Annotated in this window: 20 protein-coding genes; 14 read left to right on the forward strand and 6 right to left on the reverse strand. The window is 62.6% G+C overall.

From position 1 onward, the window contains the following. The coding region (locus ACOOGG_RS00770) for a hypothetical protein (protein ID WP_420431282.1) at positions 1 to 1,379 on the forward strand (1,379 nt) is incomplete at its 5' end. Positions 1,380 to 1,498: 119 nt separating this feature from the next. Here the strand turns inward: ACOOGG_RS00770 and ACOOGG_RS00775 are convergent. Together ACOOGG_RS00775 and ACOOGG_RS00780 are read right to left on the reverse strand one after the other, a co-directional pair. Beyond that, positions 1,499 to 1,795 (reverse strand): hypothetical protein, encoded by a 297-nt coding sequence (locus tag ACOOGG_RS00775; RefSeq protein ID WP_420431284.1) that lies wholly within the window; start codon positions 1,793 to 1,795, stop codon positions 1,499 to 1,501. 190 nt (positions 1,796 to 1,985) lie between these two features. Then, positions 1,986 to 2,288, reverse strand: a complete 303-nt coding sequence (locus ACOOGG_RS00780) for a hypothetical protein (protein WP_420431286.1) — start codon at positions 2,286 to 2,288, stop codon at positions 1,986 to 1,988. 286 nt (positions 2,289 to 2,574) lie between these two features. Here ACOOGG_RS00780 and ACOOGG_RS00785 point away from each other — a divergent pair, with 286 nt between their 5' ends. The 11 genes from ACOOGG_RS00785 to ACOOGG_RS00835 all read left to right on the forward strand — a co-directional run bounded on the left by ACOOGG_RS00785 (position 2,575) and on the right by ACOOGG_RS00835 (position 16,000). Then, positions 2,575 to 2,805, forward strand: coding sequence for a Flp family type IVb pilin (locus ACOOGG_RS00785; protein ID WP_420431288.1), 231 nt, complete (start codon positions 2,575 to 2,577; stop codon positions 2,803 to 2,805). Between the two features lie 43 nt (positions 2,806 to 2,848). After that, entirely contained in the window at positions 2,849 to 3,040 is a 192-nt protein-coding gene (locus ACOOGG_RS00790) for a hypothetical protein (protein ID WP_420431290.1), read from the forward strand. Between the two features lie 2,047 nt (positions 3,041 to 5,087). Then, positions 5,088 to 6,299: a type II and III secretion system protein family protein gene (locus tag ACOOGG_RS00795; protein ID WP_420431292.1), complete on the forward strand. Its 1,212-nt coding sequence runs from the start codon at positions 5,088 to 5,090 to the stop codon at positions 6,297 to 6,299. A 202-nt stretch (positions 6,300 to 6,501) separates the two neighbouring features. Then, on the forward strand, positions 6,502 to 6,975 hold the full coding sequence (locus ACOOGG_RS00800; RefSeq protein ID WP_420431294.1) for an endonuclease domain-containing protein: 474 nt from the start codon (positions 6,502 to 6,504) through the stop codon (positions 6,973 to 6,975). Between the two features lie 523 nt (positions 6,976 to 7,498). Then, on the forward strand, positions 7,499 to 7,816 hold the full coding sequence (locus tag ACOOGG_RS00805) for a hypothetical protein (protein WP_420431296.1): 318 nt from the start codon (positions 7,499 to 7,501) through the stop codon (positions 7,814 to 7,816). Between the two features lie 176 nt (positions 7,817 to 7,992). Further along, positions 7,993 to 9,135: an AAA family ATPase gene (locus ACOOGG_RS00810; protein ID WP_420431298.1), complete on the forward strand. Its 1,143-nt coding sequence runs from the start codon at positions 7,993 to 7,995 to the stop codon at positions 9,133 to 9,135. Between the two features lie 247 nt (positions 9,136 to 9,382). Then, positions 9,383 to 10,594 (forward strand): CpaF family protein, encoded by a 1,212-nt coding sequence (locus ACOOGG_RS00815; protein WP_420431300.1) that lies wholly within the window; start codon positions 9,383 to 9,385, stop codon positions 10,592 to 10,594. Positions 10,595 to 10,596: 2 nt separating this feature from the next. Then, positions 10,597 to 11,625, forward strand: a complete 1,029-nt coding sequence (locus tag ACOOGG_RS00820; protein WP_420431302.1) for a type II secretion system F family protein — start codon at positions 10,597 to 10,599, stop codon at positions 11,623 to 11,625. Positions 11,626 to 11,997: 372 nt separating this feature from the next. After that, positions 11,998 to 12,957 (forward strand): type II secretion system F family protein, encoded by a 960-nt coding sequence (locus tag ACOOGG_RS00825; RefSeq protein ID WP_420431304.1) that lies wholly within the window; start codon positions 11,998 to 12,000, stop codon positions 12,955 to 12,957. 406 nt (positions 12,958 to 13,363) lie between these two features. Next, positions 13,364 to 14,383 (forward strand): sterol desaturase family protein, encoded by a 1,020-nt coding sequence (locus tag ACOOGG_RS00830; protein ID WP_420431306.1) that lies wholly within the window; start codon positions 13,364 to 13,366, stop codon positions 14,381 to 14,383. Between the two features lie 15 nt (positions 14,384 to 14,398). After that, positions 14,399 to 16,000, forward strand: coding sequence for a hypothetical protein (locus ACOOGG_RS00835; RefSeq protein ID WP_420431308.1), 1,602 nt, complete (start codon positions 14,399 to 14,401; stop codon positions 15,998 to 16,000). Between the two features lie 21 nt (positions 16,001 to 16,021). Here the strand turns inward: ACOOGG_RS00835 and ACOOGG_RS00840 are convergent, their stop codons facing one another. The 4 genes from ACOOGG_RS00840 to ACOOGG_RS00855 all read right to left on the reverse strand — a co-directional run bounded on the left by ACOOGG_RS00840 (position 16,022) and on the right by ACOOGG_RS00855 (position 19,245). Then, a complete protein-coding gene (locus tag ACOOGG_RS00840; RefSeq protein WP_420431310.1) occupies positions 16,022 to 16,702 on the reverse strand; it encodes a hypothetical protein in 681 nt (226 codons plus the stop codon). Between the two features lie 521 nt (positions 16,703 to 17,223). Then, positions 17,224 to 18,120 carry a Flp pilus assembly protein CpaB gene (cpaB, locus tag ACOOGG_RS00845; protein WP_420431312.1) on the reverse strand — a complete coding sequence of 299 codons (897 nt, stop codon included), beginning with the start codon at positions 18,118 to 18,120 and terminating at the stop codon, positions 17,224 to 17,226. 14 nt (positions 18,121 to 18,134) lie between these two features. Then, on the reverse strand, positions 18,135 to 18,716 hold the full coding sequence (locus tag ACOOGG_RS00850; protein ID WP_420431314.1) for a prepilin peptidase: 582 nt from the start codon (positions 18,714 to 18,716) through the stop codon (positions 18,135 to 18,137). Beyond that, positions 18,628 to 19,245, reverse strand: a complete 618-nt coding sequence (locus ACOOGG_RS00855) for a TetR/AcrR family transcriptional regulator (RefSeq protein WP_420431316.1) — start codon at positions 19,243 to 19,245, stop codon at positions 18,628 to 18,630. The genes ACOOGG_RS00850 and ACOOGG_RS00855 overlap by 89 nt, the downstream gene beginning before the upstream one ends. A 199-nt stretch (positions 19,246 to 19,444) precedes the next feature. On the opposite strand from ACOOGG_RS00855, the gene ACOOGG_RS00860 reads away from it, so the two are divergent. Both ACOOGG_RS00860 and ACOOGG_RS00865 read left to right on the forward strand, forming a co-directional pair. Beyond that, complete coding sequence (locus tag ACOOGG_RS00860) at positions 19,445 to 20,902, forward strand: HTTM domain-containing protein (RefSeq protein ID WP_420431318.1); 1,458 nt, start codon at positions 19,445 to 19,447, stop codon at positions 20,900 to 20,902. 47 nt (positions 20,903 to 20,949) lie between these two features. Then, the gene (locus tag ACOOGG_RS00865; protein ID WP_420431320.1) at positions 20,950 to 21,276 is read left to right on the forward strand and encodes a hypothetical protein; all 327 of its coding nucleotides are present in this window, start codon (positions 20,950 to 20,952) and stop codon (positions 21,274 to 21,276) included. Positions 21,277 to 21,371 lie beyond the last annotated feature (95 nt).

Raw genomic sequence — 21,371 nt, forward strand, 5'->3', positions numbered from 1 at the left:
AAGGCTACCGCGACCAGATAGAAAACAAAGAAGCCACCTTGGCCGTCACCGTTGACCCCGACCGCAAGGCCGGCACCGTGGGTGTTCTCGCCACCGCCGACCTTGGCGGGACCATCTTCGGCAGTTGGCTGTGGGGAACGGTCGGCGGCACGACCACCGTGGAGAGTACGACCGAGCGGACTGAGAGCATCGCCGAGGTCGTGCTGGCCATCGATATCACCGGATCAATGACCCAGGGGGTCACGGGCAGCTCCGATCCCCCCGAGCCCCACATGACCCGCATGGCGGTCGTCAAGCAGGCCGCCCAGGACCTGGTCGACGTCCTGACCGCGAACAGCGATTCTGTGGCGATCGGCCTTGTGCCCTGGTACTATCGGGTGAAATTCGACTCGACCACGCAACAACGCTGGGAAGACAACAGTTGGGCGGAGTATCCGACCCGGCGCTATTATCCCCATCCGTATTTAGACAAGAATACGCAGGACGTCGACTACTATGACCCCCACCAAGTCACCGCCAAAGGCGAGTGGCACAACCTGCCGGCCAAGCCCGAAGTCTGGAAAGGCTGTCCGGACCAGCGTCGGACCTCCGGCCAGAACCCGCCCGGCCTGTCCATTACCCTGCCAAAAGCAGAGCCAGTCACGATGGGGTTTTACTCTCCCACGCTTCCTGACCTTAACTATGCTTGTGATGCCATCTCTTTCAAGTGCCACGATACATCAGAATCGCCGGAGTCAGCATGTTTAGGTAAACCCGAATATAAGCAGTTTGGATGTTATGAGGAGGAATACCCTAAGACACTGAAGCCGCAGCACGACTGCCTTGATGACATGCCCGCAATCATACCGCTGACGACAGATGGTGCTATAATCAAGCGGGCCATTACCAATTTGAAGGTGGCCGAGTTGAAGAGATTGAAGTGGGCCAAAGAAAGTCGCTCAGACACTTATTCTTTGAGCGCCACTACGTATTCGACGCTCGGCATAGTGTGGGGACACCGGCTGCTGGCCCCGACCTGGCGCCCCATCTGGGGCGACCCCGTGCATCCGGCAGACCTGAATAAGAGCACGATAAAAGCCCTGGTGCTGCTGACGGACGGTCAGGACACGCATCACGAGAAGACGGAGGAACATCGGCAGCAGGCCTGCAAGGCGGCCAAAGCCTCCGGCCTCAAGGTATTTGTCATTACGGCCACGAAACGCGGAGCCGTGCCGACAACGAATCAGACCAAGTTGGAAACGTCTCTCACCCAGTGCTCAAGTCAGGCCGACGACCCGAGTGGACAGTACGTCTTCATCAACGACGCCAGCAAAGCAAACCTGGAAAGCGCCTTTCAGCAGATTGGCCAGCAGATCCTCCGGTTTCGGCGCGTGCTCTGAGCGGGGTGGGTTGGAATGGAACGGAGAGGACAGATGACGATATCCAGCAGCCGGGAAGTGACCCTTCCGGTCCCGTTCATCCTGAGCGCAGCCCCCGGTGGGGCGCAGTCGAAAGAGGCTCAGGCGGCCCCGCGCTGGAAGGCAATCGCCTCACGCAGCCCGTCCAGCAGCCCGGCCAGATGGGCCATGCGCTCGCGCAACTCGGATATCTGTTCGCGCAATTCGGTGATCTCTTGGCGCTGGGCGGCTAACTCCGCGGTGAAGTCGCGGCGCAGGGCGGCGAGTTCGGCGGTGAAGTCGCGGCGCTGGGCAGCGAGTTCGGCCCGAATGGCCCGCTGCCCGCTCACGGTCAAGCCGGCCAGGGTGGCCCCAACGGCGACGACGGCTATCAGTACGCTGATCAATTCGACACTCATGGTGACTGTTCCAGGCCCTCACCATAACCACCCCCGCACGGGATGGCAAGGCTGCTCCTTGCGTACTCCGGTGGCCCAGGAGGCACCCACCCCGCCGCTACGCGGCACCCCTCCAAGGAGGGGATGGGGACAACTCCGGGTGCCTGCCCTGAGCCGAGTCGCAGGGCCTGTCCTGAGCCGAGTCGCAGGATCAGTTCCGGGGGGCGGTGCGCTCAATCAGGGTCTTCAGTGCGATCATGGATTCTTCGTGCTGCCGCCGGGCTGCGCGGCTCGATTCGTGCAGTGTCGCCATGGATTCTTCATGCTGGGCTCTGCGGTCTGCTGTGGCCTCGCCCATCCGGCGCAGTCCGATGTAGATCAAACCGCACTGCAACAACCCGACCACCAGCCAGCCCACGCTACCGGCCGCGACCAGGACATCGGTCCACTTGGGCTGAGTGGCTGCCTGCAAGGCGGCCACTGCGGTGTGGGCCAAGGCTTCGTATCCGTCCATGCCCTCCCTATAAAGGGCGCCCGCAGGGGTGTCAATGTGCGTCCGAGGAGCACCCACCCCGCCGCTCCGCGGCACCCCTCCAAGGAGGGGATAAAAAAGCTCCCCTCCTTGGAGGGGTGGCTCCTGAGCTTGTCGAAGGGGCCGGGGTGGGTTTGTCCCCGGCGAATGAATTGAGGAGGAAGGAGGAGGATAGTTTCATACGCTCATAAAAAACGGCCCCACAGCCCGGCGGGCCTCCACCCGACCGACGAAACCGCAACCCCTAGCCGGAGGAAAGGAAACAGATATGCAGACCATTATTCGTTACGGAAAACAGTTCATTCAGTATGTGCGCAATAACCAGGCCGTGTCGGCGTTGGAGTATGCGATTTTGGTAGGGGTTATTGTCATCGCCGTCGCCACAGCAATGGGGGCGCTTGGAGACAGTGTTAAGGAGGCACTAAAAAAAGCTGAAACAGCGGTAGACAATGTTAAGGACAATGCTATGGAAGACGGGCCTGCCGCCCCTAGCAACTAATCACTTGCCCGACAGCCGTTGCCGCCGAGAGGAGAGCACACGTATGAAGCGCATCGAACGCCATACACAAAAGTTCGCCTGCTATCTGCATAGCACGCGTGCCGTCTCGGCCCTGGAATACGCCCTGGTGACCGGCATCACGGTTGTGGCCGTGGCCGGGGCCTATGAGGCGTTCAGGGCCGATATCGTGGCGACGATGACGGCGCTTGGGCAGCAGATCAGCGGGGGGAATTGAGATGGGGAGTTTTTCCTATCCCCTCCTCGGAGGGGTGGCTCCTGAGCTTGTCGAAGGGGCCGGGGTGGGTTGCCCCCATACGACCTGCCGGGGCAACCCACCCCGCCGCTACGCGGCACCCCTCCCGAGAGGGGATATTGCCTCTTCCCCTCCTTGGAGAGGTGGCCCGCAGGGCCGGGGTGGGTTGCCCCCGTTGTCATTGCCTCACCTGACCCGGCCCGTATAGTATCGCAGTGTGTTGGAAAGGATACATTCATTGCGTCGGCGTATACTGGGGCTGCTGCTGGCCTTCCTGGGGCTGGCTGCCGGCAGCCCCGGCTACGGCCAGGCCCCGAACGGCAACGGGCTGGAGGTGATGCCGATTGAGACGCGCGCCTGGGCGCATGAGGGCTATGGCCGCCTGGTGTTCGATTGGCCGTGGGTCGTGGCCTACGGCGCGCAAATGGAAGGAACCACGCTGACCGTCATGTTCGACCGCCGCCTGCACACCACCTTCGGGCAGGTGCCGCGCTATCTGGGGGCGTATATCAGCGATATCGCCCTGGGCTCGGACCGCCAGAGCGTGGTGGCAACCCTGACCGACGAGTACCGGCTGCGGACGTTTCTGCTCAACAGCGAGGACGGCGGCGTTAAAGTTGTAGTCGATTTGTTGGCCGACGGAGAGGCAGGCCCCTTCGACTCCGCTGGCGCTACGCTCAGGGCGAACGAGGTTCCGCCCGTGCTGAGCGTAGCCCCGGAGGGGCAAAGTCGAAGTACGGACCCTGTGCTTGCCCAGGCTCCGACCCCCCCAACCCCGGAGCCGTCTCCCGAGGCCGTCCCCGGAGATTCCCCCTCCCCCCCTATCTCCGGGGACTCCCCCTCTCCCCCCACCCCTGCGCTGCCTTTTGCCGTTGGACCATCCCTGCTTGGGGAGGGAGAAGGGGAGAACCCACCCCGGCCCTTCGCCAAGCTCAGGACCACCCCTCCAGGGAGGGGATCAGAGGAAATATCCCCTCCCTGGAGGGGTGCTGCGGAGCAGCGGGGTGGGTTAGCGGACGTACCGCCTTCGGCTGTCGCTGCGAATGGAGAACCGACCTCTGACCCGTCCGTAGATCGAATGACAGTTCCATCATCAGAAATGGTCGTGGAGCCGGAGGGGGCAAACCCACCCCGGCCCCTTCGCCAAGCTCAGGAGCCACCTCCTTCGACAGGCTCAGGACAGGCCCTCCAGGGAGGGGATGAAGAGGAGGCTCGTCTCTCGGGAGGAGAAGAAGAACCTCCCCTCTCGGGAGGGGTGCCGCGTCAGCGGCGGGGTGGGTCTACGCCCGCTCAATCACTGACACCCGACCCGAGCGGAGAACAGACAACAGGGCAGAACGTAGACCAAACTGCAACCCCTGCGTTGGGAATGGCAACGGAGCCGGCGGGGGAGGAACCCACCCCTCCAGGGGGGGGAGCAGAAATATCCCTGTCTGTGAAAACCGACGCGGATACACCTCCGGCGGAGCCCGACTCGTCACCCGAATCGGTTCCGACCGCCGAAGCGACGCCTCCGGTTGAGACAACCGCAGCGCCCGAACAAGTTACGGAACCCGCACCCGAGGCTGCTCCCCCGGCTGAAACCGCCGCAGCGTCCGAGACCGCCTCCGAATCATCCCCTCCCAGGAGGCCTGTCCTGAGCCCAGCCGAAGGGGGTGCTGCGGAGCAGCGGGGTGGGTCTACGGACGCACCGCCATCCCTTGACCCGAACGAGGAACAGTTAGCAGAACAGAACGCAGACCAGGCGGTGGCTCCCCCATTGGAAACGGTAACTGAGCCGGCGGGGGCAAACCCACCCCGGCCTTCGGCCACCCCTCCCGAGAGGGGATCAGAGGAGGCTCCCCCGGCGGTGAAAGCAGATGCGGACGTGCCTCCGACTGAACCGACACCCGAAACCGTCTCAGAAGAGACACCTCCGGTCACGACCGACCCGAATCCCGAATCCCCAACCCCCGATCAGGCCGGGCACCCACAGGGGGGTGCCCCTACACCAGACCCCAACCCCCAATTCCCTACCCTGCCCGCCTCGGTGCGGATTCCGGTCTCCCAGAGCCGCCTCTTTCGGCTCGATACGCCGGCGGCGTCGGTCTTTGTGGCCGACCCGGCCATTGCGGATGTGCAGCTTGTGTCGTCCGGGGTGCTGTTCGTGGTGGCCAAGGCCGTGGGCCGCACCTCGGTGGCGGTGCTGGATGCCGATAGCGCGTTGATTGGCGAGTGGACCATCAACGCGGTCCTGGATATCCAGCCGGTCCGGGCCGCGCTGGAAGGCGTGCCGGCGCTCAGTAATGTAACGGTTCGTCAACTCAACAGAGGCGCGGAACTTGGCGGCACGGTGGCTTCGATTGCCGAGGCCGACCTGGCCCTGCGCCTGACGATCACCGCCCTGCCGGAGGAGACGCCGGTGGAAAACCGTATCCGCGTGACCGGCAAACAGCAGGTCAACCTGGAAGTGCAGATCGCCGAAGTACAGCGCAGCGTCAGCGAAAGCCTGGGCTTCAACTGGGAAGTGATGCCGGATATCGGCGGGGGGCGCGCCCTTGGCTTGCAGGTCGGGCGCTTCTTTTTTGATGAGGCGCTGGGCGGATTCCTGGTGCAGGAATTGGCCGAAGGACGGGCCGCGTCCCTGAGCGGCAGCACCGGCGTTGCCGACGGCAGGGTGACGGTGCGGGGGATGATTGATGCCCTGGCCTCCGCGGGCCTGGCCACGGTGCTGGCGCGGCCCAATGTGACTGCCGTCTCGGGCGAGACGGCCAGCTTTTTTTCCGGCGGGGAATATCCCCTGCCGTCGGGTTTCGAGGACGGGGCGATTATTTTCGAGTACAAGAAATACGGCGTGCTGCTGGACTTTGTGCCCACGATTATTGACAGTGGGCGCATCATGCTGACCGTGCGCCCGGAGGTGTCGCAGCGCTCGGACACGGACTCGCTAACCGTCACCGGGATCGATATCCCGGTCATCAATGTGCGCCGGGCCGAGACCACGGTGGAGGTCGGCGACGGCGAGTCGATTGTGATTGCCGGGCTGTACCGCGACCAGAGCGAGGCGATTGAAGCCGGTCTGCCGGTCGTCAAGGATATTCCGCTGCTGGGCATGTTGTTCGGCTCGCAGTCGGTCCGCTCAAGCGCCACCGAGCTGATTGTGGTGGTCACGGCGCGGCTGACCACCGCCACGACCATGCCCCGCACGACCGACCGGAACCGTCAACTGCCCGGTCGGCGGGTGCGCGGGTATCATTATTGAAGTGTGATGCAACAAAGGAACCCACCCCGGCCTTCGGCCACCCCTCCAGGGAGGGGAGCAGCACACATCCCCTCTTGGGAGGGGTGCCGCGTCAGCGGCGGGGTGGGTTATCCCCGGCCGGACAGTGTATACGGGAACCCACCCCGGCCCTTCGCCAAGCTCAGGACCACCCCTCCGATGAGGGGATGAAAAAGGGGAGGCTATGAAACGCAAGATCGTACCGTATAACCCACGTCTGAAAGAACGCGCGCGCTCCCGGCAGCATATGACGCGGGCGGAGGTGCTGTTGTGGCAGCACCTCAGGGCGCGGCAGATGGGGGGCTATGACTTTGACCGGCAGCGCCCGATCGACGAGTATATCGTGGACTTTTTCAGCAAAGACCTCATGCTGGCCATTGAGGTTGATGGCGTCACGCACGACAGTGCGACCGGCCAGCAACACGACCGGCGGCGGCAGCAACGGCTGGAAGCGCTGGGGGTGCGGTTTTTACGCTTTCAGGATGAGGAGGTCAGGCAGAATCTGGAAGGGGTGTTGACGGTGATTCGGGAGTGGGTCCGGGAGAAGAACCCACCCCGGTCCTTCGCCAAGCTCAGGACCACCCCTCCGAGGAGGGGGAAGGACTATATCCCCTCTCGGGAGGGGTGCTGCGAAGCAGCGGGGTGGGTTTGGACATGATGGGACGTCAGGAACCCACCCCGGTCCTTCGCCAAGCTCAGGACCACCCCTCCAGGGAGGGGATAGAAAAAACTAGGGGTGCTGCGAAGCAGTGGAGTGGGCGGGGATGGTGTGGTTATTGGCGGGGTGAGGCTGGGGCGCTGCGCTCCAAAAGCTCCCGGAGGCCCGCACTCTGCTCACGGAGGCCCGCACTCTGCTCACGGAGCCCGGCACTCTGCTCACGGAGACCCGCACCCATGTCCTCAAGGGCTTTGGCCTGCTGGATCATCAAGGCAGTACTGGCCTCCCGGCTCGTATTACTTTTCCGCATCTCCCAAATGCCCCAGGCAATAATGCCGAGTTGCGCCATATAATAGCTGATGGAGGCCCATTCAAATGTCGTCATATTCTTTCCCTTGTCAACATGTGTTGACTGCTCCTGAAAGTAGGGAACGCCATACGCCCTGTCAACGGCGCAACGTGACACTATATCCCCTCTTGGGAGGGGATGAAGAGGTAATGCGGAACACTGAGGAGAATGCCCATGCCAACCCCACCCCACCGCTTTCTGCCCGTACTGCTGGTCGTCACGATAGCCTGCGCCGGCTGTAGTGTGGTGCCGCTGTCGCTGTACCAGACCCTGCCGCCCACCCGCATGGCGCTGGCCACGCTCGAAGAGGCGCAGCGCAGCCTGGACGAAACCAGAGCGGACTATGCGGATAGCCTGGAAACGGCTCCGGCCGAGCGGTCGGTGGCGGCCTATGGGGCCACCCACGGGGCGTATCAGCGCTGGGTAGCGGACGAGGTGCGCGAGCTGCCGGATGTGTCGCAAACCATCGCTATCGGGGGTGGTGATACCTAGAGCGATTTACGATGCTGTCTAGCTAGCCCGGTCCCCTCCGTCATTCCGGCGAAAGCCGGAATCCAGGCTCTCGACTCCCCGCCTCCGGATGCCGGATCAAGTCCGGCATGACGAAAGCATAATGGCATGGCTACCGCTTAACGTGAAACGCCTTGGGGAATGAGGAAGCGCCGTCCATGGAATCCACCGACACCAGCAGTATCCTGGCCTTTGCGGCTGACACGGCAACCGAGCGGGTGCTGAAAGACGCGCTGGCCGGGCGCGAGGCTCAGGTGCGGCGGGGGGACATCACCGCGGCCATTAAAACGCTGAGTGCCGCGGCCTCGCCCCAGTTGCTGTTCGTTGACCTGGACGGCACCGAGTTTCCGGTCGGGCGGATTCACGAGCTGGCCGCGGTGTGCGAGTTCGGTACCGCGGTCGTGGCCGTCAGCTCGAATGACACGGCCCGCTTTACCCGCGAACTGCTGGCCTGCGGGGTCAGCGATTATCTGCCCAAACCCCTGACGGCCAGCGATATTCACGACGCCGTGACCGCAGCGCTCAGGGATGAGGAAGCGGCAGACTCTCTGTACGCCGGACGGGTGATTGCCTTTGCCGGCTGCGGCGGCAGCGGAGCCACCACCCTGGCGGTGCTGACGGCCCTGACCGCGGCAAACCAGGGCAGTTATGTCTCGGTCCTGGACCTGGAACGGACCTCCGGGGCACTGCCGCTGATGCTGGATGTGGAGCCGGCGGTGGGGTTTGACGAGTTGCTCGACCTGGCGGCCAAACCCGACCCGGACCCCGGCCTGATTGACGGGGTCCGGACGCGGGTGACGCCGCGCGTCTCCGTGTATGGCTACCGGGGGGGCGACAGCCTGCCGTCCCCGCCCGCGGCTGAGGCCGTCCTCTGGCTGATGGAGCAGTTGGCCAACCGCTCCCACCTGGTGATCGTGGACGGCCTGACTGATACCGATCTGCTGTTTGCCGTGCTGCCGAACGCGAGCGAACGGGTGCTGGTCTTTGAGCCCACCCTGGTCAGTCTGAACCGGGTTATCCGCCGCCTGGTGCTGCTCGGCAATGACAACCCGAGCCTGCTGGTCGAAAACCACACCCGGGCGCCCAAGAGTGCCTTGTCCGCGGCGGATATCCAGTACACCCTGGCCGGGCGCGAGCCGGACGTGACCGTGCCGTTTGAGCCCGGTCTGCCCGCGGCCACCAACTATGGCCTGCCGGAACGGGATTTCAGCAAAAAATACCGCAAAGCCCTGGAAGCGCTGACTGGCAGGCTGATACGGCCGGCTATCTCGCTGGCCGACGCCGCGCAGAACGACTATTAACGCACAGTTCAAGGGGGTTTCTATGCCACGCACTGCTTTTGGCCGTCGCCCGAAACCGCCGGCCCCCAAGCCGGCCCCCAGCCCGTCTCCAACCCGTCCGCCGGCTGAGGGGCAGCCTGCTCCGGGGGACGCCGCGCCCCAGGAACACCCCCCGCGAGCGGCGGGGGCCGGTGCTGCCGAGCCGGCGCGCCGGCAGGCCGCGGACCGACTGGTTGCCGATATGGCGTCAAAAATCCATCCAACGGTGGTGCAGTCGCTCGATATGTCCAAGGCGGCCGACCTGAGCCGAAACGAACTGGCGGTGCAAATCCAGTCCTTTCTGGACAGGGAAGAGTCGATTGCCTCGGACCTGACGCCGCTGGACCGCCGGCGCGTAGTGCAGCGGCTGGTGGATGACATCAAGGGCCTCGGTCCGCTGGAGCCGCTGTTCAACGACCCGGCGGTCTCCGACATTCTGGTCAATGGGCTCAAGTCGGTCTATATCGAACGCAAGGGAAGGCTGGAGCAGGTGGACATCAGTTTCCGCGACGGGCAGCATCTGCTGAATATCGCTCAGCGGATTGCCGGTTGGGTCGGGCGGCGGATTGACGAGGCCAGCCCCATGGTGGACGCGCGCCTGCCGGACGGCAGCCGGGTGAATATCATCATTCCGCCGCTGGCGATTGACGGCGCGGCGTTTTCCATCCGGCGCTTTGTGGCCCGCGGCATCAGCCTGGCCGAACTGGCCGAGCGCAACGCCTTCACTCCGGCCATGGGCCGGCTGCTCCAGATCTGTGCCAAAGCCCGGTTGAATATCCTGATTTCGGGCGGGACGGGCGCCGGGAAAACCACCTTTCTGAACGCCCTGTCACGCGAGATCAGCAATGCCGAGCGGCTGGTGACTATTGAGGATTCCGCGGAGTTGCAGTTGCAGCAGCCGCATGTGGTCCGGCTGGAAACGCGCACGGAGAGTGTGGAGGGGACGGGCGAGGTGAGCATCCGCGATCTGCTGATTAACGCCCTGCGGATGCGGCCCGACCGGATCATCGTGGGTGAGGTGCGCGGCGGCGAGGCCAACGAGATGCTGCAAGCCATGAATACCGGTCATCCGGGCTCGATGTGTACGCTTCACGCCAATAATCCGCGTGATGCACTGGGCCGGCTCGAAAACATGCTGATGCAGACCTCGGGTGAGATGCCGCTGTCGGCCATGCGCCGCCAGATTGTGTCCGCGGTGGACCTGGTCGTGCAGTTGTCCCGGCTGCGCTCCGGGCATCGCTGTGTGACCAGCATTACGGATGTGGTCGGGATGGAGGGCGATATTATTACGACTGAGGAGATGTGGCGCCGTCTGCCGGGCGAGGCGCATGAGTTTGAGCAGAGCGGTCGTCAACCGTCCTGGATGGCCGCGGTGGATGCTGCGGGATTGCGTGCCGAGTTGCTGGAGACGCTCCAGATGGGCACGAGGGAGGCGGCATGAATATGACGCTGACGTTGCTGGTCTGCGTGGCCGGGGTGATTATCCCCGGCCTGCTGGCCCTGCTCATTATCGGCAACCCGCTGCTGAGCATGGCGATTGCCGGGGTGGCGTTTCTGATTGAGCTGCCCTGCGTCTATCTGGTGGCCGTCTTCTGGCCGCAGCAGCGGGAGCTGAAACGCCGGCTGACGCGGGTGGCGGCGACGCTCAGGGGTGAGCCGCTGCCGGACGCCACACCGAATAACCGGATCAGTATTTTTCGGGAGCAGCGCAGCAAGTCGCGGCTGGTCGGCTGGCTGGAGCGCCGATTCCCGCTGGTTGACGTCCGCCGGGTGCTGCCTACGGCGGTCGGGCTGGGCGTGCTGGGCATGATTGCGGCAGGCGTGGGCGCGGTCTGGATGGGTTTCGGGCCGCTGGCGACGCTCTTTTTGCTGGTGGCTGGCGGGCCGGGAGGCGGCTGGTTTGTGCTGGTCAGGCAGGACACCGGCCAGCGCAACGAGTTTACCAAGATATTTCCCGAAATCACCGACCAGGTGGTGCGCCTGGTGCGGGCCGGCGTGCCGCCCATGGAGGCCCTCTCGATTGTGGCGCAGGAGGCTCCGCAGCCGGTCGGGAGGATCATGAGCGATGTTGCCTCGGCGGTGGCCGCCGGCCTGGACCCGGAGCCCGCCATCCGCAATGTTGCCGCGCGCGTCCGTATCCCGGCGTTTTCCCTGTTTTCTGCCGCGATCTGTTTGCAGATAACAACCGGGGGCGGCCTCTCCGGCGCGCTGGGTAATCTGTCGGCGACTCTGCGTGCCCGCCACGGGGTGGCGCTCAAGGCCAACAGTTCGACGGCCCAGACCCGGCTGACACTGGCGATTATCTCGCTGGTGCCGGTCGTGGTGCTGGCTACCCAGAATTTTACCAATCCGAAGACGATTGAGACGTTATTCTATACCGAGTCGGGCGGCACGCTGCTCCGTTACGGGGTCGGCCTGATTCTGAGCGGGCTGCTGGTCGCCCGCGCCCTGTCGGCCCGGATTGGACGGTAGGGGATGGCTTATTTTGTACCCCAGCCCTCTCCCTCCAGGCACCCACCCCGGCCCTTCGACTGGGCTCAGGACAGGCCTCCAAGGAGGGGAGCTTTATTTTATATCCCCTCTCGGGAGGGGTGCCGCGTCAGCGGTGGGGTGGGTATATTGGGCTGTGGACTCCAGGCACCCACCCCGGCCCTTCGGGCCACCCCCTTCGACTGGGATCAGGACAGGCCTCCAAGGAGGGGAGCTTTATTTTATATCCCCTCTCGGGAGGGGTGCCGCGTCAGCGGTGGGGTGGGTTTGACGGGCGGTCGCGCCAGAACCCACCCCGGCCTACGGCCACCCCTCCAAGGAGGGGAGAGGAAGAAGTAGAGGAGCATCGCAGTCATGTTCTGGCTCATTGTTATTATCGTAGTCGCCTGTATGGCAGTTGCCGGGGTGCTGGTCTTTCGGAGCACCCGGAATGCCCAGGTGCTGGATCAGCGGCTCGTCAGGGTACGGACCTGGGCCGTGGCCGTGTATGGCGAACCGCAGAAAAGACGCAAACAGAAGGGGGAGGGCTTTTCCCTGCGTCTGGTGTCGTCCGCTCTGCTGAATGTATTGTCCGGGCTGGTGCCGGTCGGGGCGGCCGAGCGAGCCAAGCTGAAAGATGCGGTCACAAGGGCGGGGTTCCATCGGCCCGACGCCTTGTCGATATTCATGACGGTCAAGCTGACCGTCATGCTGTCCGGCGGCATTCTGCTGAGTTGGCAGGTCTCGGCTGGACAGTGGCTGGGGGAATATACCTCTACGCCGGCCATCCTGCTGGTGGGTCTGGCCGGGGCAGTGGTCGGGGGGATTCTGCCTGAGACGGGTCTGGACCGCCTCGGCGCCCGCCGGCAAGGCCGGATGGCCGCGGCCCTGCCGGATGCCCTGGACCTGATGACGCTCTGCCTCGAATCCGGGCTGACTTTTGAGCGCACCCTGTCTCGGGTGGCGCGGGAGTTGGGGCCCATGGCGCCCGATCTGGCCCGTGAGTTTACCCTGTCCGAGGCGGAACTGCGGCTTGGCACCGAGCGCAAAAATGTGCTGCACGACCTGCACGTTCGGACCGGGGTGGAGGGGCTGCGCGACCTGTCCTCGACCATTACTCAGGGCGAGCGTTATGGCACGCCGCTGGCCCAGTCCATGCGGAATATCGCCCACAGCGAGCGGCAGCAGCGCGCGGCCCGGATTGAGGTTCAGGTTGCGCGGCTGCCGGTGCTGATGAGCATGCCCATGCTGCTGCTGGTGACGCCGGGCACGCTGCTGCTGGTGGCCGGCCCGGCCTTTATCTCGACCATGGAGGCGCTGGGCAACCTGGGCTAATGACGAACGTCGGGGCGGGCGGGCTGGTGGAAAATGAGGATAGAGGTGATGTCGTCGGGGAGCTCAATAAATACTTGATTTTACTAGGGTAATATAGGAACAGTCTCTTTTTTTCTCATGCATGGCCTCATAAGTATCTGATTTTCCTCACTTTTTGTCTGAGACCCCCCTATGCATGCAAAAAGGGTCTGATAAACTATTGATTTTACTTAACTTAGGAGTATGGCAGGCTATGTTTCTCCCAGAAGAGTACAAAACAGAACGATGTTTTGAACATGCTCTTCCTACCTTACCCTCTGGTCCAGAGTTGAGGTGGTCCTTAAGCCTGAGGGAGCGCCAGGGCGAGGTGTCGGCCGAGTTGTTACGCCGCACGAAGTAGCCGCTCCGCCGGCCCGGAATGAACGCGATGATAGCCGACCTCTTTTCCATCTTCTCTGCACTCGGAGACCTTTTTCTGCACCGGTTTTTTGTCGTCCTCGCGTATCCATTGCGTTCGGAGCAGAGAATTTTTGTCATCTGGCTGTTCACCTCACTCTTGTTCGCCCTGTTCGTTTTTTTCCAGTCTCTCCCCAGTGGGCAAACCGGTCATAGCGGAGGGCTGCGCGCTTTTTTGCGTTTCCTGTTCCCGGCAGCGGTGTGGAGGCAGCGGTCCGCCTGGCTTGACGTGCGGTATTTTTTCTTTCATCAGGTGTTCCGGGTCTGTCTCGCCGAAGGGATTCTGATGGCAGCCGTCTCAGCCACGGTCTTGCACAAGAGTTCCGAGGTGCTGACAGGCATGAGCGGCGGGGGCCTGAGAATTGCGTCCGAGTTGATCTGGGGTCTGGAATGGGCCTATGCACTCCTGGCCGTTCTGCTGAGCGACTTCGTCGCCTATGCCCTGCATTATTACCAGCATAAAAATCCGCTGCTGTGGGAATTTCATAAGGTTCATCATTCGCCGTCTGTCATGCATCCCTTGACGAACTACCGAGAACATCCCATAGACAATCTCTTCTACGCTTTGGGCCACGGGGCCGCGATAGGACTCTCGGGAGGCGTGATATCGTGGGCGCTCGGCTATGTCCCTGCAACGCCGACGATCTTCGGCGTCACGCTGTTTTCTTTCCTGTTCAACGCGCTGGGGTATAATTTACGCCACTCTCACATCTGGCTCAGGTGGCCTGGGAAATGGGGCTACGTGTTTGGCTGTCCTGCTCACCACCACATCCACCACAGTTGCTCTCCCGAACATGTCGACAAAAATTTCGCTTTTCTCTTTCCGGTCTGGGATGTTGTCTTTGGGACGTTTTGTCTGCCGGACGATAACAGCAAGGTGAAGTTCGGACTCGGCGACGGTCAGGAGGATGTTTACACGAGTTGTCTCGCCCTGTATTTTTTGCCGCTGAAGAAAGGACTCTCCCAGCTCAGAGCGGTGTTCCTGCCCTAAAACAGGACGGATTTCATGCGCTGCGGACTGCTGTCGGTCATTTCTCCTGTGTCACAGTCTCACGACTCTCGGGCCGTTACAGACTCGGCCTGCTCGATCTTCTGCCTGCTGTGGGCCATTGCCGCGCTGCTCCACATTATCTGGGACAATGTCCTGCTCCACAGCGCTCCACTCACCACGGTCGGGCCGCTGTCGGAGATTGTCCTGGCCTGCGCTGCCGCGGCGGTCATCCATCGCCCGTCCTCGGTCCGGCGTTTGCTCCTGCTGGCGGCCGTTCAGGTTTTGCAGGTCGGCTATCAGCTTCCGTATACCCCCAATCACTGGCTGCTGACGGGGTTTGTCAATCTGACGATCCTGTGTGCGGCCATCGGTCTGAAAGCCCGTGCCTGGCGGTCTCCCCTCTGCTCTGCGGAGTTGTACCGAGTGTTTACGCCTGCCGTTCGGCTTGCCGTAATCATTTTCTACTTTTTTACTTTTTTTCATAAGCTGAACGCGGATTTTCTCGACCCGTCATCGAGTTGCGCGGTGACTTTTATCGGCCATATCACCGACTTGTTCTCTGTACCGTCTTTGCCCGCCCTGGCTCCGCTGGCCATCTTTGTCACCCTGGGTGTCGAAGGTGCGCTCCCCATCGGGCTGGCCATCCCCCGGCTACGGCTGCCGGCGGTGCTGCTGGGCGCCGGGTTTCATTTTTTGCTCGCCCTGGACATCGTGAAGATGTTCTATAATTTCTCTTCCGTGATGGTGGCGCTGCTGTGGGTGTTTGTCCCTCCGGCGGCTGCCGTTCCGTTGGTCCGTGTGCGCCGCTGCCTTCCCAGGGCGGTGCGGGGCAAGCCGGTCTGGCGCAGCGTGGTACGGCTGTTTTTCAATCGGTTTCACTTCCTGGCCGGGTATGGGCTGACGCTGGTGCTGTGCTGGTTCTCTCCTGACATCAGCCTGGGACTGAACATCGTTGGCTTCAGCCTGTTGTGGCTGGCGCTGGCCGGGACGCTGTGCGTGGCGGTGGGCTATGCCTGGAGACCGAGGCGTGTCAGGAAGGAACCCACCCCGCCGCTTGCGCGGCACCCCTCCCAAGAGGGGATGTGTTGCTCCCCTCCTTGGAGGGGTGGTCCTGAGCTTGGCGAAGGGCCGGGGTGGGTTCCTTCCTGGCGGCAAAGCGGCAGCCACAACAGGCGGCGCTCCTCTCTGCTGCTGCTCATTCCTTTCCTGGTCTTGCTGAACGGACTCGGCCCGTACCTGGGTCTGAAGCTGCGCTCGGCCTGGCAGATGTATAGTAATTTGCGTGTTGATGATGCTGGCTCCAACCACTTCCTGATTCCCCGCAGTCTGGATATTGGCGGGTTTCTGGCGGATTCGGTCGTCATTGTTTCGACGTCTGACAGTCTGCTGAAGGAGCGCTATGTGGAAACGGGGGCGCGTATGCCGTATTTTGCCCTGCATGCCTACTTGGCTGAACACCCCGAGGTGGCACTCGCCTATATCCGGTCGGGGCAGTATCGAGCGATAGCCCGCGCGGGGGACAGTCCCGAGTTCAGCACCCGGCCCCCCTTGCTGCTGCGAAAACTTCTCACTTTCCGCCCTTTAGGCCAGCAGGCCGGAAAAATCTGTGACTGGTGACTCATAGTCGATCATCCTGCACTAGCCGGCCAGTGAGCGGGCCAGCGCCGAGACGAGCGCGGCAATGGCTGCGGTGTAGGCGGTCATGATGGTCACCGTCCACTTGATGAGGCTGCTCTTGGTCGCGGCCAGCTCGGTCCTGAGATTGGCTTCCACCTGGGCCACCTCTACCCGCGTCGCGGCGATCTCGCTCCTGAGACCGGCGTCCACCTGGGCGATGCGCTCGTTGGTGGTCGCCAACTCGGCTTTCAGGTTCGCCTCCACTTGGGCGATGCGCTCGTTGGTGGTCGCCAACTCGGCTTTCAGATTGGCCTCTACCTGAGCGACACGCTCGTTGGTGGTCGCCAGCTCGACTTTCAGATTGGCCTCTACCTGGGCGATGCGCTCGTTGGTTTGGGCGATGCGCTCGTTGGTGGTCGCCAACTCGGCTTTCAGGTTCGCCTCCACCTGGGCGATGCGCTCGTTGGTGGTCGCCAACTCGGCTTTCAGGTTCGCCTCCACCTGGGCGATGCGCTCGTTGGTGGTCGCCAACTCGGCTTTCAGATTGGCCTCTACCTGGACCAACCCCACCCGTGTTGCCAACTCGCTGGTGAGCAGTTCCACCTGCTTCTCGGCCAGCGTCTCGGCTATCGCTTCCGCCATGCCGGCAGCCACCAGATCTCGCACGAACCGGTGGGTGTCAAACATCACCCATTCACTCATGCCGCTGAGCATAAACCCAGGGAAGCCCCGGGGCAAGCCGCCCACCCTCGTGGTAGTGTCTCATTTTCACACGGTTTTTCTGTCCGCGGAGACTCCCTTCCCTACCATCCCCTCCAGGGGGCTCAGGACCCGATGGTTCCACACCTGGGAGTGCGGGCTTCCAGCCCGCAAAAAGAAAACACAGCGGGCAAGATGCCCGCGCTCCCAGGAGACCAGGCAAATAGTTTTTTTACTCCCCTCCTCGGAGGGGTGGCCCGCAGGGCCGGGGTGGGTGCCTGGAATGTACCCATGAGGAAACCCACCCCGCCGCTAACGCGGCACCCCTCCGAGGAGGGGATGAGGCGGCTCCGGCCCGTGCTGCCGGCAAACGGTCGTGTCGTGAGCCCATGGAGGGAGAGCCTGTCCTGAGCCCAGCCGAAGGGCGGAGCGAAGTCGAAGGAGGTTGGGGTGGGGGGACATTGCAAACTGGGACACGCCCACCCTCGTTGGGATTGCGGCGCGGGGTGGCAGGCAGTGGAGGGCTATTGCGGCAGCAGCACTTCTTCGCGGTTCTCTCCACGAAAAACCTGGACCCGCACAGGGTCGGGGGTCGGGGCTTTCGTTGCCGGGGGCGGCAGCAGCCGGTTAAGACCGACCGGCGTGCGCCAGCCCGTGTCTTCGGCCTGGCCGAGGGGACGCAGGGCGAGGGCCAGGCTGCCTCGGGTGCTGGCCAGCACGAGTTGGTCGGCCTCCGGGGGGCGTACCTCAAGGGTCACGGTCGTGCCCCCGTCCTGGGGGGGAGGGTCGTCCTCCGGTGTGGTGTAGTTGACGTTCTGGATGCGACGGCCGACGGCGACGACGCGGAGGTCCTCCAGGACGGTTCTGCTGAAGGAGTTGAGCTGGCTGGGTTCATCCGATGCAACCTGCATGGTGAAAATGACATCAACCCGGTCTCCCGGCGCAATCATCCCGGCGTGGCTGGTCTCCTGATTGACCGTGATGGTGATCGCCCGGCGGTCGGGCCGCAGCACCGCGGCCAGGAATCCGTCCTGACCGGGCTGGATGAGCCCGGTGTCCGTCAGCGGCATCCCGACCAGAAACGGGACGCGGGTCACGGCGCCGATGACTGAAGGAGGCCCCTGTTCCGCGTCGGCCGGGGCTTTGCGCATATGACTGGACAGGACGTTCTGGGCCTCCAGTGGCACATAGGTGAGGTCGTTCGCTGTGAGCAGCGTCCCGGCCGACAGGTTACGGGCCGCTGCCAGGACCTCTACCGGGGGGATGACCGGTTCGGGTGGCGGGGTCACGATGGGCTCCTCCAGCGCGACGGGCTCTTCTTCGTCCGGGCCGAAATACAGCCACATGCTGACCGAGAGGGCAATGGCCGCAGGGATAATCCCCAGCAGCACCACGAGAATGAGGGTTCGGTAGCGTCGCATCCGCACTCACCTTATCATACGGAAAAGGCCCGCAATGCCAGGAGCACGATCACCGGCGGGGCAATCGCAACCGCAAAGGGCAGGTTGGTGCGCAGCCGGCGGGTGCGGTCGAAGGGCAGCAGGGCAAACAGGACGAGGCTGAGGCTGAGCAATCCCAGACCGACCAGAAAGAACGTCAGGTCGTGCGGACCGACCCACAGACCGGCGACGGCCATGAGCTTGCCGTCGCCCCCGCCGAGCCCGCCACAGGCGAAGAGGGTAAACCCTACCAGCAACAGGACCGCACCGATGGCGATATGGGTCCACACCGGTGCCGGCTGCCCGACCGTCAGCGTGGAGAGGGCGAAGAGGAAGAGCAAGGTGAGCGGAACCGTATCCGGAATCCAGCGGCCGGTCAGGTCGGACACGATGGCGACCCCGAAGAGTACACAGCCCAGCAGCAAGAGGCAGGATTCGAGCATGGCGCTGTGCTCCGCCGGTATTCCACAAGGGCGCATGATTCGCTCGCTACGGGGCCTCTTGCCGGGGCGCAGTCCGCAGGCCGGAGAACATCCGCAGCATAACATCGACCGCTTCCTCTTGGACCTGGGCAGCATCGTCAGGGTCCGCCTGAGCGATATACATGCCCGCCTCGAATAATCCCGCCCACAGGATAGCGCTCAATGGGCCAACTGGCATCTGTTCGATCTCGCCAGTGTCCATCAAATGTGTGATCGCATTGCGCAGGAGTATCAGGCCGGGCGCATTATCTCGCACGACAGCCAAGCCCAGTACGGCCGGGCCGTCAGTATATACGATACGCTGTGTGACCGGGTCCTTAACATTTTCTATAAAAGCGCCGAGACCTGTCTCCACAAACTTCTGCCATATGCCTCCTTCAGTCGCCTGTATGCTCTCCATAACGAGTTGAACACGCTCCAGTCTGACTTCCTCAAAGACCGCCCTGAAGATATCGGCCTTATCGCGATAGTGATAATACAACGCGCCTCGGGTCACGTTCGCTTGCTGCACTATCTCCTCGGTCGAGGCATCGGCGTATCCTTTCTCGGCAAAGAGTTTCCGAGCGGTATCCAGCAAAACTCTCTGCGTTTTTCGAGACTGTTCGGCCTTTGATACCCCTGGCATGGCGATCTCCCCCCGGCATCACATACCGTAGCACACTATATAATACCATGAGAGTCAAGAACAGCATACAATCAAGCTGTATATCAAACGGCAATCTGGAGGGCTCAGGACCCGACCGTTTGGGAGAGAAGTGCGGGCTGCCTTCCCTTGAGACCGGTAAACAAGCCCAATATGATGAGAGCGGAACGGGGGGGCTGTGATGTTCAGCATTGATCTCCGCTCATTGGCGGTTTTTCGTATGGCCCTTGGCGCCCTGCTGCTGGCCGACCTGTACATCCGCGCCCAGGATTTGCGTGCGCATTACACGGATTGGGGGGTGCTGCCGCGCGACGTCCTCATTCCGCATCTGTCCGACCCTTTGCCTCTCTCGGTGCATCTTGTCAGCGGCTCTGCTTTCGGTCAGGCGATTATTTTTCTGATTGCCGGTGTTTTTGCGCTGGCGCTGCTGCTCGGCTTCCGCACGCCGCTGGTGACAGCGGTTTCGTGGCTGTTGCTGTTGTCGGTTCAGGCCAGAAACCCCAGGGTGTTGCACGACAGCGATGTGCTGCTGCGTCTCCTCTTGTTCTGGGGGATGTTTGTCCCCTTGGGGGCGCGCTATTCGCTCGATAGTCTGATCGGGCGTTCTGGGGCTGACCGGGCCCCATTGCCGACCAGTGTGCGCTCGGTGGGGACGGCAGCCTTATTGCTTCAAGTCTGTCTGGTCTACTGGTGTACGGCGGCCTTCAAATCGTGGGCAGTGTGGTGGGATGAGGGCAGTGCGGTGTACTACGCCCTGAGTATTGACCAAGTCGTCACCCCCTTCGGTCTGTGGGTGCTGGGGTTTCCTGATTTACTGGTCCTGCTGAGTCGAGTTGCTATCGTACTGGAGTTCCTCGGCCCCTGTCTGGTGTTTGTGCCTTTTTGTACGCCCTGGTTGCGGATTGGTGTGGTGGGCGCGTTTTTCTGCTTTCACAGCGGTCTGACACTGTTCATGAGCATCGGCCTGTTTCCGTATATCAGCATGGTCAGTTGGCTCGTCTTTGTGCCGAGTCTGGTGTGGGAGCGTGGGGGGTCTCCGGACCCAACGCCGCCGCTTCGGTCTTCCCGCTTGGCTCAGGCGTTGGCGGCGGCTTTCCTGGTCTGCGTTGTGTTGTGGAATCTGCTCGGTTTTGCGGCGGCGGCGCCCTATGTCCGCCCCATTTTTCCGTCTTCCGCCGCTCTTGTTGTCTATCTCCTGCGCCTCGATCAGTACTGGAATATGTTCTCGCCCTATCCGCTCAAGAATGATGGTTGGTTTGTCATGCCCGGAACGTTGCAGGATGGACGCCAAGTCGATCTGTGGACGGACGAGGGTATGGTGAGTTGGGAGAAACCTGCGGATATTTCTGCCCAGTATCCCAATGATCGGTGGTGGAAATTCATGGAAAATATCTACCCTGTAGAGCGAGAGCGGGAAATCGCGCTCGACGCCTATGCCCGCTACGTGTGCCGGGATTGGAACGCCCGTCATGACGGCCAGGAGCGATTGGAGACCTTCCGGATTTTTTATATGCAGGAAACGACCTTGCCCAACCCGGCTTTTTCCCTCCGAGATAGCAGCTTAGCCGAGTACCACAGACACACTGTCAGGCCCGAGAAAAGGTGGCTGGGGGAGTATACCTGCGGGGAGCGCTCTTGACGGCTGCGGTATTCTCTCCGATGCGTTCTCATGATAGGAGAGACGTGATGACTGAGTTTGAAGCTGCCACTGTCGCCTTTCAGCAGGTCAGTCTGGAGATTCAGCAGGCTGGCCTGGAGATTAGCCGGGCCACCTTATGGGTCGGGCTTGTGCAGGCCGGGGTGGCCTTACTGGTCGGGGCCGTGCAATGTGGCTTGATTTACGCCGGGCTCCGCTATATGCGACGTGCCGCCGACCATCGGGACCAGCAGCACGTAGAGACCATGCGGGTCCTGGAAGCCCGAACCACCAACCAGCAGGCACAGCATCAGGAAACCATGCGCGCCCTGGAAGCCCTGATTCTCCGCACGGCACCGCCGGCGCCGACAGCATAGGGGTGCACCCGCGAGGAAACCCACCCCGCCGCTGACGCGGCACCCCCTTTGGCTGGGCTCAGGACAGGTCTCCGAGGAGGGGATTACATATTAAG

Source organism: Candidatus Poriferisocius sp., assembly GCF_965214065.1.
In the GTDB taxonomy this organism is placed as follows: domain Bacteria; phylum Actinomycetota; class Acidimicrobiia; order Acidimicrobiales; family Bin134; genus Poriferisocius.